Source organism: Hymenobacter coalescens, assembly GCF_054783195.1.
On record NZ_BAAGRA010000026.1, the window covers coordinates 36,691 to 53,093 of the forward strand.

The following is a 16,403-nucleotide window of genomic DNA, read 5'->3' on the forward strand; positions in this document are numbered from 1 at the left end:
GTAGCCGGCCGGATTGCCGCTTCAAAATACGAAACATTTCGTACACATAATTGCACCCATTCCGATGCCGACACCTTCTACGCCCGTTCGTTTCGCATCTCCCATTCCCCGCTGCCAGGGCTACCTCTTGCCGGTGGCCGCCACGCTGGGGCTGCTGCTGACGGCCGCCGGCCCCGCGCTGTCCCAGCAGCTGCCGGGCGCCGCGGCGCCCGTGCGGGCGGTGGGGCGCCTGAGCGGCTCGGTGCAGCACGCCACCACCAAGCAGCCCGTGGAATTTGCGACGGTGGCCTTGCTGGCTCCCGGCAGCGACAAAGCCGTGCTGGCCGGCGCCTGCGATGAGCAGGGGCGCTTTGTGTTTGGCAACGTGCCGGCCGGCGAGTTCACGCTGAGCGTGAGCTTCGTGGGATTTCAGCCCCGGCGCGTGGAGGGTATCCGGCTAGCCGCCGGGCAGGCCACGCTGGAGCTGCCGCCGGTGCTGCTGGTCCCGGCCGTGCAGCAGCTGGGGGAAGTGCAGGTGACCGGGGAGCGGGAGCTGGTGGAAAGCAAGGTGGACCGGCTGGTGTACAACGCGGAAAAGGACCTGACCAACGCGGGCGGCACGGCAGCCGACGTGCTGCAGAAAGCCCCGCTGCTGACCGTGGACCTGGAAGGCAACCTGCAGATGCGCGGCTCCTCCAACATCCGGGTGCTGGTGAACGGCAAGCCCTCCACCCTGCTGGCCACCAATCTGGCGGAGGCCCTCAAACAGATTCCGGCCGACCAGATCAAGGCGGTGGAAGTCATCACGGCGCCCTCGGCCAAGTACGACGCGGAGGGCACGGCGGGGGTGGTGAACATCATCCTGAAGAAAAACAACCTGGAAGGAATGAACGGCAACCTGAACGCCGGCCTCAGCAACCGCAACGCGTACGTCGGCGGCAACCTGAACCGCCGGCGGGGCAAGCTCGGCCTGAACTCGGGGCTGGGGCTAAACCCCTTCTACAACCTGGCCCGCAACATGACGCGGCGCTCGGATTTCCTGACCGACACCACCCGGAGCCTGCTCGAGCAGAACGGCCGCTTCACCAACCTCGGCGGCGGCATGTGGCTGCAGCTCGGCCTCGACTACGACCTGACGCCCAAGGACGTGCTGACGTTCGGGGTGCAGGGCAACGGCCGGGGCTTCGTGAACGACCGGACCCAGACCACGGCCTACCAGCTGTTTCGCACCTCCGACGGGCCCGACCGGCTGCTGTTTCTCGACGCGTACGACCGCAACATCGACACGCGGGACCGGAACGCGAACGTGGACGTGAACTTCGGCTACACCAAGACGCTGGGCAAGCCCAAGCAGGAGCTGAGCGTGCTGGGCCTCTACAGCCTGAACGCGGGCCATACGCGCTACCAGCTGGACCAGAAGCGGGCCGAATTCACGGATTACCGCGAGAAAAGCTTCAACGACAACCGCAACCGCGAAATCACGCTGCAGGCCGACTACGTGCAGCCCATGGACAGCACGAGCACTTTGGAAACCGGGGTGAAGACCATTCTGCGCCACGTCAACAGCGACTACCGCATCGAAGGGGACAGCCTGGACGGGCGCGGCTACCGCCCGGTGCCGGCGCGCTCCAACGAGTTTCGCTACGACCAGAACGTGTACGCCGGCTACGCCTCCTACGGCTTCGCGCTGGGCAAAAAGTGGACCTTCAAGGGCGGCGCCCGGCTGGAGCACACCCGCATCGACGGGGAATTCCGGAGCAGCCAGACCCAGCTGCGCACCGACTACACCAACTTGGCCCCCAACCTGCAGGCCGCCTGGAAGCTGACGCCCGACCACACCCTGAAGCTCAGCTACTCGCGGCGCATTCAGCGGCCGGGCATCTGGTTTCTGAACCCGTACATCAACACAGCGGACCGGCGCAACGTATCGTCGGGCAACCCGGACCTGAACGCGGAGCTGACCGACGCCTACGAGCTGACGTACACCACCTTCGTGAAGAAAAGCTCGGTCACCTTTTCGGGCTACTGGCGGCAGACCAACAACGCCATCGAAAGCGTGGCCCGGCTGGTGCCCGGTACCCAACTGCTCCCCACCGACGACACCACGCGCATCCTCTTCACCACCTTCCGCAACCTGGCCCGCAACGCCAACTACGGCCTGTCGGCCTTTGGCTCAACCAAGCTTACGCCGAAGTGGAGCCTGAGCGGCAACGTGAACTTCTACTACCGGCAGGTGACCAGCCCCACGCTGCGCATCTCCAACGGCGGGGGCATGTTCAACCTGAACCTGAATTCCAGCTGGCAGTTCGAAAAGGGCTGGAGCGCGCAGTTCTTCGGCTTCGTCAACTCGCGGCAGGTGGCGCTGCAGGGCCGCACCTCGGGCTACCGCGTGTACAGCTTCGGGGCTAAAAAGGAGTTTTGGGACAAGAAAGCCAACGTCGTGGTGTCGGTCATCAACCCCTTCAACCGCACGCTGGCTTTCCGCAACGAGCTGACGTCGCCGCGCTTCGACTACGAGAACAACGCGTATTTCTACAACCGCCAACTGCGCGTGACCTTCGGCTACCGCTTCGGCAAGCTCGACAACGGCCCGAGCCGGCCGAAGAAAAGCATCCAGAACGACGACCAGAAGCAGGGCAGCGGCGGCGGCAACGGCTGAGCGTAGCACCCTGGCTACTGTTCCTGGCCCCGGTCCGTGGCGCGCAACTGCGCCGGGGCCGGGGCTTTGGCTTGATGCGGCATCCGCATTCCTCACTTCACCACCCGGACCGCGGGCACTTTCCCTGTTGCCTACCTCTACTCTATGGCCTGATTTACCGCGCTAATCAGTGCTTGGGCTGGGCGGCACAGCGCGGCCGGTAGCCGCCATCCATGTACGGTTGAGCTTGGCAGCCAAGGGCTACTTACCCAGTAGCGCCGCCACCTATTCTTTGTTAAACACCAGCCCATATCAAAAAATAAACAAGTAAATTATTGTAGTTAATCAACATTTAATACTACTTTAACGGCATGACACAAGTATACAAAGTCGAGTGGAGTTCCGTTAAAGCTGTGCTATTTGACGTGGACGGCACTCTATACACGCAGAGTGTACTGCGCCGCAAGATGATGCGGGCGCTGCTGGGCTACTACGCCCGGCGGCCCTGGCAAGCCCACGAGCTGTGGCTGCTGCAGCGCTTCCGGGCCGCGCGCGAAAAGCGGCCAGGCTACGCCGGCGGCAACCTGGCGGAGGTCCAGTACGACTGGGCATCTGCCGGCACGCCCTACAGCCCGGCAACGGTCCGGCGCGCGGTAACGCGCTGGATGCTCGAGCACCCCAACCAATACCTCACCGATTGCATGCTGCCGGGCGTCCAGGAGTTTTGGGGGGGGCTACGGACCCAGGGCATAGCCATCGGTATTTACTCCGATTACCCGGCCCACGCCAAACTCGCCGCCATGGGGCTGCAGGCCGACGCCGTCGTCAGTTCCATCGACCCGCAAATCGACCGGCTCAAACCGGACCCCAAGGGCCTGCTCTACCTGGCCGATTACTTCTGCCTGCCCCCCGAGGCGTGCCTTTTCATCGGCGACCGGCCCGAACTGGACGGCGCCTGCGCCCGGCAGGCGGGCATGCCTTACCTGCTGGTGCCGCGCCCGGCGCCCGGCGTGCCGGATTTCTACCCCCAACTCACCGAGCAACTCTTCGCCCACTTCACGTCCACTGATTATGCAGCCAACATCCTTACTTCCTGATTCCGAAGCCGCCAGCCCCGGTATTGCCACCATTCCCGCCGGCCTGAAGGATTACGTGGCCATAGCCCGCCCCGACAACTGGGTCAAAAACGTCTTCATGATGCCCGGGGTGCTGTTTGCCCTGATCGTATACAGCCCGGTCATTGATTCGTCGCTGCTGGCGAAGGTGGTGCTGGGGGTTATCAGTACCTGCCTGGTGGCCTCCGCCAACTACGTGATCAACGAGTACCTCGATGCCGAATTCGACAAGTTTCATCCCCTGAAGAAAAAGCGCACCTCGGTGGTGCGGGTGGTGAAGCCGGCGCTGGTATACGCGGAGTGGCTGGGCCTGGCGCTGGCCGGCTTTACCTTGGCTTACCAGATCAGCATGCAGTTCCTGTTGGTGTCCATGTTCCTACTCTTCATGGGCGTGATGTACAACGTGCGGCCGTTCCGCACCAAGGAGCGCCCGTACATCGACGTGCTGTCGGAGTCCGTCAACAACCCCATCCGCTTCGCACTGGGGTGGTTTACAGTGGCGCCGGCCCTCTCCCTGGCCAACATGGACCTGCTACAGATGCTCAACAGCTTCCCGCCCTCGAGCATCATCGTGGCCTACTGGATGGGCGGCGCCTTCCTGATGGCCACCAAGCGCTTTGCCGAGTACCGCCTCATCGGCGACCCGGAGCGCGCCGGGCTCTACCGCCGCTCCTTTAAGTTTTACACCGAGCACAGCCTGCTCATCTCCATGTTTTTCTACGCCCTCACGTGCGCGTTCTTCCTGGGCATCTTCCTGATCAAGAACCGCATCGAGTTGCTGGTGAGCTTCCCTTTCTTCGCGCTGCTCTTCTCGTGGTACCTGCGCATCGGGCTGCTCAAAGACTCACCGGTGCAAGGCTCCGAAAAGCTCTACACCCGCTACTGGTTTATGACCTACGTGGTGCTGTTCTGCCTGCTGCTCACCACGCTCATGTTCGTCAAGATTCCGGCGCTGCACAACCTGCTGCAGGACCATTACAACCTAGGGCGCTAGCAGCGGCGGCTTATGCTATTCTCCACCCTTACCCAGAACCCGGCATAATGCTTCTTCTATTAAAGAAAGTTCGCACGCCCGGCCTGCTCGAGCCCGCCGTGCGCACGGCTTCCGCGCACCCTGCCTCCACCGATGATTTCCAACGCCGCTTGGTATACCTGGTGCTGGCGCTGGGCGTGATGCTCCGGCTAATTCACTACTTCCACAACCGCTCGTTTGTCACCGATGAGCTGTACCTCGGCGTCAACGTGGTGCAGAAAGGCTTTTGGGCCCTGGCGACCGAGCCTTTTGAGTACGAGCAAAAAGCGCCCATCGGGTACCTGTGGGTGGTGAAGGCGGTGACGCTACTGTTTGGCAACGGCGAGAAAGCCCTGCGGCTGGTCCCTTTGCTGAGCGGCATCGGTTCCTTGTTTGTCCTAGTGCCGGTGGCCCGCTACTTTTTGAAGTCGTGGACGGTGGTAGCCGCCGTGGCCATCATGGCCTTTTCCTCCGGGTGCGTTTTCCACTCGGTGGAAGCCAAGCAGTACTCCACCGAGCTATTCGCGGCTGTGCTATCCTTGTGGCTATACATCCGCTTCCGCGACAAAACCGACGCGGGCTCGTTGTTGGCCTGGGGAGTACTCGGGAGCGTGCTGCTCTGGTTTTCGTTTTCGCTGATCTTCATCCTGGCCAGCATCGGCATAGCCGTTAGCCTTGATACCGTCCTGCGCCGGCAGTGGCGGCGCATGTTTCAGTACGCTGTTCCGTTCTCGTTGTGGCTGCTCAGCTTCGGCATTCAGTACGTACTGATTACCAGCAAGTACCACCAGTCGGGCTGGCTAATCGACTACTTTGACCGCATCGACCAGGCCTTTATTCCGCTGTCTGCTTCCGCCCTGGGCATGGCCAAGTGGCTGGCGCACAAGGTGTACCTGACCCTGCTGTATCCGCTCAACCTGCTGCTCGATCTGGACGGCGAGGCCAGCATGGAACCGCTAAAACACCACCCCATCCGGCACCTCATCAAAATGGGCTGGCTGCACGCGGCGTGCCTGGTGGTGGGCCTAGCGTATTTCTTTCGCAAAGACCGGCTGAATTTTGCCGTGCTGCTGCTGCCCTTGCTGCTGGCCCTGGCCGCCTCGGCCCTGCGGGTGTACCCTTTCCACGAGCGGTTTACCCTCTTTCTGATGCCGGCGCTCATCATCGTCGTGTGCCTGGGTTTGGAGCACCTGCAGCTGCTGCTGGCACGCTACAAAGGAGTATTTGCGGTTCTGGTAACGCTGTTTTTTGCGCCCACGGTGGTTACGGCCGGCATGGAAGTGGCCGACCGCCGCATGATGCACGCCGAATACAACCGGGACGTGCTGCTGTACGTCAACGACCATTTCCGGGAAGGCGACGCGGTGTACGTGTTCTGGAACATGAAACAGGGCTACCAGTACTACAAGCTCACGTACCCCCTGAAGTACACCGCCGTGGAAGGCAGCTTCGTGAAAAATATTTCCCGCAGCCCGGCCGACTATTTACGCAACCTCCAGCCCGATTTCGACCAATTCAAAGGACACCAACGACTCTGGTTTATCTACGACAACGACAGCCAGACCGCCATCGGCGACTACGTGACCCTGCCGGAATGGTACCACCGGCCCGGTTTCAAGGCACCGGAGCTGCTGCACAACCACTTCTCCGGGTTCGGCCAGCGAGTGGGGCACTTCCAGCGCAACCGGAGCACCGTGGACCTCTACGAGCTGAAACCGTAAGCCCGCGGCGGCTGCAGCCCCCACAAAAAAAGGAATGCCGGGCTGGCATTCCTTTTTTTGTGGGGGCTTCGCCCGATCTGCTTACGCGCCTTTGGGGCTGAGCGTGATGTACGGGATGATGCACTCCTCCAGCGAGATACCGCCGTGCTGGAAGGTATCCTTGTAGAAGTTCACGTAGTAGTTGTAGTTGTTCGGGTAGGCGAAGAAGTAGTCGCCCAGGGTGAACACGTAGGCCGTGGACACGTTTTCGCGGGGCAGGAAAATGCGCTCCGGCTTGCGCACCACGTACACGTCGCGCGTCTCGTCGAACCCGAGGTTCTTGCCGTGCTTGTAGCGCAGGTTGGTGTTGGTGTTCCGGTCGCCCACGATTTTGTAGGGCCGCTTGCAACGAATGGTGCCGTGGTCGGTGGTGATGATGAGCTTACCCTTGCGGTCCGCAATCTGCTGCAGCATCTCGTACAACGGCGAGTGGAGGAACCACGAGCGGGTGATGCTGCGGTACGCCGATTCGTCGGCGGCCAGCTCGCGGATCATCGCCATGTCGGTGCGGGCGTGCGAGAGCATGTCCACGAAGTTGTAGACGATGACGTTCAGCTTGTAGTTGTTGTGCAGGTTGGCCATTTTGCCCAGCAGGTCCTTGCCCGCCTGCAGGTTGGTCACCTTGTTGTAGCTGTACTTCTGCTTCTGGTTGGCCTTCTGGAACATGATTTCCATGAACTCGGCCTCGTGCAGGTTTTTGCCCTCGTCGTCGTCGTCCCACACCCACAGGTTGGGGTATTTCTTCTGGATTTCGCCGGGCATCATGCCCGAGAAGATGGCGTTGCGGGCGTAGGCGGTGGTGGTGGGCAGGATGGAATAGTACATTTCCTCCTGATCCACCGTGAACATCTCCGCGATGATGGGCTCGAGCACCTTCCACTGGTCGTAGCGCAGGTTGTCGATGAGCACGAAGTACACCGGCTGCTCGCCGGTCTGCTTCATCAGGGGGAACACCCGCTCCTTGAAGAGCTGGTGCGACATGAGCGGGGCGTCCTTGTCGTCGCCGTTTACCCAGTCCTCGTAGTTCTCGGTGATGAAGCGGCCGAAGTAGGTGTTGGCCTCGTCCTTCTGCATGTTAAAGACCTCGGCCATGCTCTTGCCCTCGGTTTCGTTGATTTCCAGCTCCCAGTACGTGAGCTTCTTGTACACTTCGGCCCATTCGGTGGGCGTGAGGCGGTCGGAGAGCTGCATGCCCAGCTGGCGGAAGTCGCGCTGGTAGGAGCTGTTGGTTTTCTCGGACACCAGGCGCTTGTTGTCGAGCACCTTCTTCACCGACAGCAGAATCTGGTTGGGATTCACCGGCTTGATGAGGTAGTCGGCAATCTTGGAGCCGATGGCCTCCTCCATGATGTGCTCCTCCTCGCTCTTGGTAATCATAATCACCGGCAGCGTGGGCTTGGCCGCCTTGATTTCGGCCAGGGCCTGCAGGCCGGTGATGCCGGGCATGTTTTCGTCGAGGAAAACCAGGTCGAAGGTTTTTTCCTGGACTTCCTCAATGGCGTCGGCGCCGGAGTTGACGCCGGTCACGTCGTAGCCGCGCTCCTTCAGAAAAAGGATGTGCGGCTTGAGCAGGTCTATTTCGTCGTCGGCCCAGAGGATGTTGTACCGTTGCATGCAGTTGGATTCGGGTTGAGAGTATGGGGGCTTGCATAGCCCCTTGCGGCAGCCGAAGCCGGCCGCGCCGCAGCGTTTGCGGTGCGCAACCTAACGCAACGGGGCTGATTTATGATACAGCCCGGTGTACGTGGGTTTGGTCAGCTTCAAGAGAAGGTAACCCCAAACCGGGGCCAAGGGTTGCATTCGCGCCGCGCTATGTAGCCGCAGCAGCGCTTGACCACCGACTTTTATTGGCCTCATCCGAGGCATTGCGCCCCGCACTACTGTCGGCATTCTGGCGCGTGGGGCCTGCGCCCGCCCCGCAGCGGCCATACGAGGCCCCGGACCGCGCAGCGCTACATTTGCCCGCCGGCCGCGTATGTCTGTACCATCCATTCGCGGTACTTTTCGGCCGCCAACCCTCGCCCTGCGCCCCTTGAATAAGAAAAAAATCCTGAACGACCCGGTCTACGGGTTCGTCAGCGTCCCGACCGAGCTGATCTTCGACCTCATCGAGCACCGCTACTTTCAGCGGCTGCGGCGCATCAAGCAGCTCGGCCTGACGGATTTTGTGTATCCCGGCGCCCTGCACACGCGCTTTCACCACGCGCTGGGTGCCATGCACCTGATGTCGCTGGCGCTGCGCACGCTCAAGGACAAAGGCGTGCGCATAACGGCCCAGGAAGGCCAGGCGGCCCAGATTGCCATCCTGCTCCACGACATCGGCCACGGCCCCCTCTCCCACGCCCTGGAGCACTCCCTCTTCGAGGACGTGCCGCACGAGCGGATTTCCCTGCACCTGATGGAGCTGCTCAACCAGGAATTCGACGGCCGGCTGCAGCTGGCCATTGATATTTTCCAGGGCTCCTACCCGCGGCCGTTTTTCCACCAGCTGGTCAGCTCCCAGCTCGACATGGACCGGCTCGACTACCTCAACCGCGACTCGTTTTACTCCGGCGTGAAGGAAGGCCAGCCCGGCGCCGACCGCCTCATCAAGATGCTCACCGTGAGCCCCGACGAGCGGCTGGTGCTGGAGGAAAAAGCGGTGTACAGCATCGAAAACTTCCTGGTGAGCCGCCGCGTGATGTACTGGCAGGTGTACATGCACAAAGCCGTTACGTCGGCCGAGCAGATGGTCATTCGGCTCATGGAGCGGGCCCGCGACCTGGCCCGCGCCGGCGTGCTGGTGCCGGCCTCGCCCGAGCTGGGCTTTTTCCTGCTGAACCCGGTGCGGATGCTGGATTTCGAACAGGACCCGGCCATCATGCAACGCTTCGTGCGCCTCGACGACACGGACATCTGGTCGGCCATCAAAAGCTGGGCCGCGCACCCCGACTTCGTGCTGTCGTTTCTGGCCCACAGCCTGCTGGAGCGTCGCCTTTTTAAAATCACGCTCGACAACCAGCCCCTCGATGAGGACTTCAAGCTGGGCATCACCGAGCTGATTGCCGACCACTTCCGTCTGCCCATGGCCGAAGCGGCCATGCTCATGATTGCCGGCCGCATCAGCAACAATGCCTACGACGCCACCGGCGACGACGCCATCAACGTGCTCACCAAGCGTGGCCACGTCATCGACGTCGCCCAAGCATCTGACTTGCCGAATATTACCTCCCTGAGCAAGCGCGTGGAGAAGTACTACGTCTGCTACCCCAAGGAAATAACCCAGGAGTGAGTTGACGGTTGTTCGAGACGGACTGGGCGGCGGTTCGGGCAGCTGAGGCCGGCAACCCGCTCCGGACAACTGCCAACTGCTTACTTTTGCCGCCTATGGAATTCACGGTAGGCCAGATTGCGGGCGTTTTGAACGGCACGGTGGAGGGCGACTCCTCCCTGCGCGTCGACCGGCTCGCCAAAATCGAAGAAGCCCGCACGGGCGCCGTTGCGTTTTTGTCGAACCCCAAGTACGAGCCCCACCTCTACTCCACCGAGGCCACGGCGGTCATCGTGAGCAAGGCCCTGGTGCTCCGCCAGCCGGTACGGGCGGCCCTCATCCGCGTCGATGATCCGTACCTGGGCTTTACCACCCTGCTCGAGTTCTACCAGCAGTTTGCCCGCACCGGCAAGCGCGGCGTGGAGCAGCCCAGCTTCCTCGGCTCCGGCTCCGAAGTCGGCGACGACGGCTACCGCGGCGCTTTCTCGTACATCGGCGAAAGCTGCCAGATCGGCCGTGGCGTGCTCATTTTCCCGCACGCCACCATCGGCGACCGGTGCCGCATCGGCGACGGCACCATCATCTACGCCGGGGCCAAGATCTACGCCGACACCGTCATCGGGGCGCGCTGCGTCATCCACGCGGGCGCCGTTATCGGCTCCGACGGCTTTGGCTTCGCCCCGCAGCCCGACGGTTCTTACCGGCCCATCCCGCAGATCGGCAACGTGGTGCTCGAAGACAACGTGAGCATCGGCGCCAACGCCACCATCGACTGCGCCACGATGGGCTCCACCATCATCCGGGAGGGCGCCAAGATTGACAACCTCGTGCAGATTGCCCACAACGTGGAAATCGGCCGGCACACGGTCGTGGCCTCGCAGTCCGGCATTTCGGGCTCCACCAAAGTCGGCAACTACTGCGTGCTGGCCGGCCAGACCGGCCTGGCCGGGCACCTTACCCTGGCCGACCGCACCACCGTCACGGCGCAGTCGGGCGTGGGCAAATCGGTGAAGGAGGAAGGGCAGTTTCTGCAGGGCGCGCCGGCGTTCAATCTGCGTGACTCGCTGCGGGCCAACGCCGTATTCCGCCATTTGCCGGAGCTGGAACGCCGCCTCCTGAACCTGGAGCGGGCCCAGGGAAAGTCAGACGCGCCGGAAAAGTCATAGCTTTGCGGGCCGATGTTGGCAGTTATCCGTTGGAAGTTGTCAGTTCTCAGGGGCGTTCCGCCCTTGAACGAGCTGCCAGCTGACAACCCGCCGCTGTCAACTCCCTACTGACATCATGTTCGACAAACAGCATACGATTAAGGCCCCGGTAACCGTGAGCGGCGTGGGGCTGCACACGGGCGTTCAGGCCACAATGACTTTCTGCCCGGCCCCGGTCAACCACGGCTTCAAGTTCCGGCGCATGGACCTGGAGGGGCAGCCCACCGTCGATGCCGACGTGGACAACGTGGTGGACCTCTCCCGCGGCACCACCATCGAGCAGAACGGTGCCCGCGTGAACACCGTGGAGCACACGCTGGCCGCCCTGGTGGGCCTGCAGATCGATAACGTGCTGATTCAGCTCGACGGCCCCGAGCCCCCCATCATGGACGGCTCCTCGCTGCCCTTCGTGGAGGCGCTGCAGGAAGTGGGCCTCGAGGAACAGAACGCGCTGCGCAACTACTTCGAGATTCCCGACGAAATCCGCTTCATCGACAACGCCCGCGGCGTGGAAATTGCCGCCCTGCCGCTGAACGATTACCGCGTGACGGTGATGGTGGACTACAATTCGCCGGTCCTGGGCTCGCAGCACGCCTCGCTGACCAACATCACGCAGTTTGCCGACGACATTGCCGCTTCGCGCACCTTCTGCTTTCTGCACGAGCTCGAGGCCCTCTACAAGTCGAACCTGATTAAGGGCGGCGACCTGTCCAACGCCATCGTGGTGGTGGACCGCGTGGTGAGCGAAGAAGAACTCGGTGAGCTGGCCACCATGCTGGGCAAACCCAAGGTGGCCGTCAAGAAGGAAGGTATCCTCAACAACGTGGACCTGCGCCACAAAAACGAGCCCGCCCGCCACAAGCTGCTCGACGTGGTGGGCGACCTGGCCCTGGTAGGCCGCCCCTTGAAAGGCCAGATCCTGGCGGCCCGCCCCGGCCACGCCGCCAACGTGGCCTTCGCCAAGAAAATCAAGAAGAAGATGCTGGAGGTGGATTCCTCGCCGGTGCCGCAGTACGACCCGTCGCGCCCGCCGGTGATGGACATCAACCAGATTGCCCAGATCCTGCCCCATCGCTACCCCTTCCTGCTCATCGACAAGATCATTCACCTCGACGCCACCACGGTGACGGGCGTGAAGAACGTGACGATGAACGAGCAGTTCTTTACCGGGCACTTCCCCGGCAACCCCGTAATGCCGGGCGTGCTGCAGATCGAGGCCATGGCCCAAACGGGCGGCATCCTGGTGCTGAACACGGTGCCCGACCCGGAAAATTACTGGACGTATTTCCTGGGCATCGAAAACTGCCGGTTCCGTCGCAAGGTTATACCCGGCGACACGATCATCTTCAAGTGCCAGCTGGTGTCGCCCATCAAGCGCGGCATTGCCAAGATGCGCGGCCAGGCGTTTGTCAACGGCAAGGTGGTGATGGAGGCTGAGATGTCGGCCAGCATCGTACGCAAAGACGTCTGATTGGCCCCGGTTTCGTTTTTCATCACCGCTTTTCGGCAAGCCTTTTGCCTTCCGCCCACACCCTTCCGTTTGCCCCGGCCGGAACCTCTGAATCTGACTTCCCCGAAATGACTCAGCCGCTCGCCTACATTCACCCCGAAGCCCGCATTGCCCAGAACGTGGTGGTCGAACCATTCACCACCATCGCGCAGGACGTAGAAATCGGGGAAGGCACCTGGATCGGCCCCAACGTGACCATCATGGCGGGGGCGCGCATCGGCAAGAACGTGAAGATCTTCCCGGGCGCCGTGGTGGCCGGCATTCCGCAGGACCTCAAGTTTGCCGGCGAGAAAACCACCGTGCACATCGGCGACAACACCGTGCTGCGCGAGTGCGTGACCGTGAACCGCGGCACCGTGGACCGCATGAAAACCGTGGTGGGCGCCAACTGCCTGCTGCAGGCCTACGTGCACGTGGCCCACGACTGCGTGGTGGGCGACTACTGCATCCTGTCCAACGCTACCCAGCTGGCGGGCCACGTCGTCATCGGCGACTGGGCCATTCTGGGCGGCACCTCGGCCGTGCACCAGTTCGTCAACATCGGCCAGCACGCCTTCATCGGCGGCGGCTCCCTGGTGCGCAAAGACGTGCCGCCGTTCATCAAGGTGGGCCGCGAGCCGCTGACCTACGCCGGCGTCAACTCGGTGGGGCTGCGCCGCCGCGGCTTCTCCGAGGCCGCCATCCTGCAGATACAGCAGTGCTTCCGGTTGCTGTTCATGAGCGGGCTGAACACCAGTGACGCCCTCGACAAGATCGAGCTGGAGCTGGCTCCTTCGCCCGAGCGCGACGAGGTGGTCAACTTCGTGCGCAACTCCAGCCGGGGCATCATCAAGGGCTATTCGCGCAACGGCAACGGTGCAGATTGAGACCCGCGGGCTGGGCAAGCGCTTCGGCCGCGACTGGATTTTCCGGGACCTGACGCGTACGTTCGGGCCGGGCTCGGCCACGGCCTTGCTGGGCCCGAACGGCTCAGGTAAGAGCACCCTGCTGCAGGTACTAGCCGCCTACACGCTGCCTACGGCCGGGGAGCTGCGCTACACCCTGCAGGGCCGCGCGGTGCGGCCCGATGAGGTGGCCCGACACTTGGCCCTTTGCGCGCCGTACCTCGAACTGATCGAGGAGCTTACGCTGGCGGAACTGCTGCACTTCCACACCCGTTTCCGCCCCTTGCAGGCGGGCCTTTCGGCCCCGCAGCTTATCGACCGGCTGCAGCTGCCGCACGCGCGCCACAAGCTGCTGCGCGACTTTTCCTCCGGCATGAAGCAGCGCGTCAAACTCGGCCTGGCCCTATACGCCGAGGCCCCCCTGCTGCTGCTCGACGAGCCCACCACCAACCTGGACCGCGCCGGCGTGGCCTGGTACCACGAGCACGTGGCCGCCACGACGCCGGGCCGGCTGGTGCTCGTCAGCTCCAACGTGGAGGAGGAATACGCCTTCTGCCAAGAGCGGCTGATGGTGACGGATTTTGCGCCCCGCCGTACGTAGCCGCCCGGCCTTTCTCTCCCGTCTAAGCACCTCAGCTGTTCCCAGCCAAAGGTCCAGCTGGCTTGCCTGGCGTTGCGGCCGCTCAACATTCGTGCCTTTCCGGCACGCACGAAAATACGTGTAACCCCGTCCGAGGCACCTGCGTTTTCGGGCTTGGTTCGGGCCTGTCCCCTATTTTTGCCTCCAGCTTAACCTCCTTACTTTACCTCCTCATGAGAAGCTACGACGACCTCGACGACGATCTGTTCGATGACGACGACGAGCTGGATACTCCCCCGGCTGGTGCGCGCCCGGCCCGCGGCGGCCGCAAAGGCGCTTCGGCCGAAGACTCCCTGTCGGCCAAGTACGCCGACTACCTGATGTGGCGCGACACGGGTTCCTCGCACGACGAGGCCCTGGACCTGGCCAGCCTGACCGAAGATGAATTTGCCGCGGCCGAAGCGCAGGAAGATCCGGAAGGCTCAAACCGCTACGGCGGGCTCGACGACGAGGACGACGACCTGGGCCTCGACGACGAGGACAGCTACGAAGCGCAGCGCCGCAGCCGCCGCGGTGGCCGCGACGACGACGACGAATACTAGGCCGGCTTAGCCCCTAACGTGAAGCGGTGCCACGACTCCCGAAGGTCGTGGCACCGCTTTTTTTTTCGGGCTGTTGAAGGGCGCCCGACGCCAAAAATTGCGGCTGTAGCAGCCGGTTAGCTCTTTTTGCTGCCGAACACTTTGCGCAGCAGCTCCGTGGTGCGCGCAACCGGGTTTTCGCGGATGTTGGCTTCCTCCTGCGCAATGAGGGTGAACAGCCCGTCCACTGCCTTCCCCGTGGCGTATTCGTTCAAATTCGGATTCACGGGCTTTACCAGCGGAATCTTGTTGTAGCGCGACACCAGGCCGGAGTAGTACTTGGTGGCCTGCGTCTGATCGAGGGCCTGCTGCATGATGGGGGAAAAGGCCGACACGAGCTGGCTGGTCGTCGTGCGCTTCAGGTACTGCGTCGCGGCGTCCTTTTGGCCCGTGAGGATGTTCCAAACATCCGTAAACGTGAGGCTCTTGATGGCCGAAATGAAGATGGGCTTGGCCTTGATGGCGGCCTGCTCGGCCCCGCGGTTCAGCGCCAGCTCAAACTTATCAACCTCGCCGCCCAGGCCGAGGCTGCGCAGCGTGGTGGCCACGCGCTGCGCGTCGGGCGGAAACGGAATGCGGATGAGGCTGTTCAGGTAGAAGCCGTCCTGCTTTGATGCCTGATCGGCTCCCTTGCTGATGCCCTGCGTCAGGGCTTCCTTCAGGCCCAGGGCCGCTTCCTGCTGGGTTACGCTGCCGCCGGTGGTGGTTTTGGTCGTGGGCTTGGGCAGGCTGATGGTTCCGATTTTGGGCAGGCGAATCTGAGCCTGGACGGTGGTAGCACCGGCCAGGGCCAGGGCAGCGGCGGTGAGCAGGGCGGCGGAGCGGAAGGTCTTCATGAGCTAGTAAATCCAGTAAAGCGGCTTTCGGTTCGCCGAAAGGCAGAAACCGGACCAAATACGCGGAACGAGGGGCTGGCTCCGGTTTTAGTCGCCGCTGAACACGCGCTTGAGCGTGCTGGTGGTGCGGGCGGCGGAATTCAGCCGAATGCGGCTTTCCTCGTCGGCGATGAGCGTGTACAGGCCTTCGGTGGTCTTGCCGGTAGCGTAGTCGGTCAGGTTCGTGGTGATGGGCGTCACCAGCGGCACTTTCTTGTAGCGCAGCATCAGCTCGCCGTACGCCTGCTTGGCGCCGGTCTGCTCGAGCGCGGCGTCCATTAGCGGGCGCAGCTCCTGCTGCACCTGGGCCTGGGTTTGCTCTTTCAGCAGCTTGGCCATGGCGCGGCTTTCGCGGGTGTTCACCAGGGCCAGAGCATCGGCCACGGCCAGGCGCTGCACGGCGCTGGCCAGGATGGTTTGCGTTTGCGGGTTGGCCGCCACGGCCTCGGCGCTGCGGTTCATCTGCACCTCGAACTTATCGATGACCGCGCCCATGCGCAGGCCGCGCAGGGTGGTGTTGACCAGCTCGGCCTCCGGCGGAAAAGCTAGTCGGATGTCGGCGTTGGCGTTGAAGCCGTCGGCCGTGGCGCCGGCCTCCAGGGCGCGGGTGACGCTCAGGTTCAGCGCTTCGCGCACGCCGGCGTTGGCCTCCTCGGCCGTGAGCGGTACGGGGGTGGGCGCCGGGGGTGGCGTCGGCGCGGCTTTGGTAACGGCCGGCTTGGCGCTCGTTTTAGCCGGTGCCTTGGCCGTGGTTTTGGCGGGCGTCTTGGTCGTGGTTTTCTTGGCGGTGGTGGTTTTGGTCGTGGTCGTCTTGGCGGTGGTCTTCGACTTGGTTTGAGCCAAAGCGTCGGGAGCGGCCGTGAGCAGGCCCAGGGCCAGGACGAAGGCCGAATAACGAATGCAGTTCATGCTGTGGGAGTTGAGAGAAATCAAGGAAAAACGCGGCGTAAAAGA

13 protein-coding genes are annotated in these 16,403 nt (G+C 62.8%); 10 read left to right on the forward strand and 3 right to left on the reverse strand.

Translation table 11 applies throughout. From position 1 onward, the window contains the following. The first annotated feature begins 64 nt into the window (after positions 1-64). From ACYVKQ_RS21780 to ACYVKQ_RS21795, 4 genes are all read left to right on the forward strand, one after another. A complete protein-coding gene (locus tag ACYVKQ_RS21780; protein ID WP_460677480.1) occupies positions 65-2,638 on the forward strand; it encodes a TonB-dependent receptor in 2,574 nt (857 codons plus the stop codon). A 350-nt stretch (positions 2,639-2,988) separates the two neighbouring features. Then, entirely contained in the window at positions 2,989-3,714 is a 726-nt protein-coding gene (locus tag ACYVKQ_RS21785) for an HAD family hydrolase (protein WP_460677481.1), read from the forward strand. Continuing rightward, positions 3,689-4,726, forward strand: a complete 1,038-nt coding sequence (locus ACYVKQ_RS21790) for a UbiA family prenyltransferase (RefSeq protein ID WP_460677482.1) — start codon at positions 3,689-3,691, stop codon at positions 4,724-4,726. The genes ACYVKQ_RS21785 and ACYVKQ_RS21790 overlap by 26 nt, the downstream gene beginning before the upstream one ends. 47 nt (positions 4,727-4,773) lie before the next feature. After that, positions 4,774-6,465, forward strand: a complete 1,692-nt coding sequence (locus ACYVKQ_RS21795; RefSeq protein WP_460677483.1) for a glycosyltransferase family 39 protein — start codon at positions 4,774-4,776, stop codon at positions 6,463-6,465. An 81-nt stretch (positions 6,466-6,546) separates the two neighbouring features. Here ACYVKQ_RS21795 and porX read toward each other — a convergent pair whose 3' ends face one another. Next, positions 6,547-8,118 carry a T9SS response regulator signal transducer PorX gene (porX, locus tag ACYVKQ_RS21800; RefSeq protein WP_460677484.1) on the reverse strand — a complete coding sequence of 524 codons (1,572 nt, stop codon included), beginning with the start codon at positions 8,116-8,118 and terminating at the stop codon, positions 6,547-6,549. A gap of 418 nt (positions 8,119-8,536) precedes the next feature. On the opposite strand from porX, the gene ACYVKQ_RS21805 reads away from it, so the two are divergent. From ACYVKQ_RS21805 to ACYVKQ_RS21830, 6 genes are all read left to right on the forward strand, one after another. After that, the gene (locus ACYVKQ_RS21805; RefSeq protein WP_460677485.1) at positions 8,537-9,775 is read left to right on the forward strand and encodes an HD domain-containing protein; all 1,239 of its coding nucleotides are present in this window, start codon (positions 8,537-8,539) and stop codon (positions 9,773-9,775) included. A gap of 95 nt (positions 9,776-9,870) precedes the next feature. Beyond that, positions 9,871-10,920, forward strand: a complete 1,050-nt coding sequence (gene lpxD, locus ACYVKQ_RS21810) for a UDP-3-O-(3-hydroxymyristoyl)glucosamine N-acyltransferase (RefSeq protein WP_460677486.1) — start codon at positions 9,871-9,873, stop codon at positions 10,918-10,920. A 115-nt stretch (positions 10,921-11,035) separates the two neighbouring features. Then, complete coding sequence (locus ACYVKQ_RS21815; protein ID WP_460677487.1) at positions 11,036-12,430, forward strand: bifunctional UDP-3-O-[3-hydroxymyristoyl] N-acetylglucosamine deacetylase/3-hydroxyacyl-ACP dehydratase; 1,395 nt, start codon at positions 11,036-11,038, stop codon at positions 12,428-12,430. Between the two features lie 107 nt (positions 12,431-12,537). Further along, positions 12,538-13,335 (forward strand): acyl-ACP--UDP-N-acetylglucosamine O-acyltransferase, encoded by a 798-nt coding sequence (gene lpxA, locus ACYVKQ_RS21820; protein ID WP_460677488.1) that lies wholly within the window; start codon positions 12,538-12,540, stop codon positions 13,333-13,335. Then, complete coding sequence (locus tag ACYVKQ_RS21825; protein ID WP_460677489.1) at positions 13,325-13,954, forward strand: ABC transporter ATP-binding protein; 630 nt, start codon at positions 13,325-13,327, stop codon at positions 13,952-13,954. Before lpxA ends, ACYVKQ_RS21825 begins: the two co-directional genes overlap by 11 nt. A gap of 212 nt (positions 13,955-14,166) precedes the next feature. Next, complete coding sequence (locus ACYVKQ_RS21830; RefSeq protein ID WP_460677490.1) at positions 14,167-14,535, forward strand: hypothetical protein; 369 nt, start codon at positions 14,167-14,169, stop codon at positions 14,533-14,535. A 116-nt stretch (positions 14,536-14,651) separates the two neighbouring features. Here ACYVKQ_RS21830 and ACYVKQ_RS21835 read toward each other — a convergent pair whose 3' ends face one another. Further along, on the reverse strand, positions 14,652-15,410 hold the full coding sequence (locus ACYVKQ_RS21835; RefSeq protein WP_460677491.1) for a DUF4197 domain-containing protein: 759 nt from the start codon (positions 15,408-15,410) through the stop codon (positions 14,652-14,654). 87 nt (positions 15,411-15,497) lie between these two features. After that, positions 15,498-16,358, reverse strand: a complete 861-nt coding sequence (locus ACYVKQ_RS21840; protein ID WP_460677492.1) for a DUF4197 domain-containing protein — start codon at positions 16,356-16,358, stop codon at positions 15,498-15,500. Between the last annotated feature and the right edge of the window lie 45 nt (positions 16,359-16,403).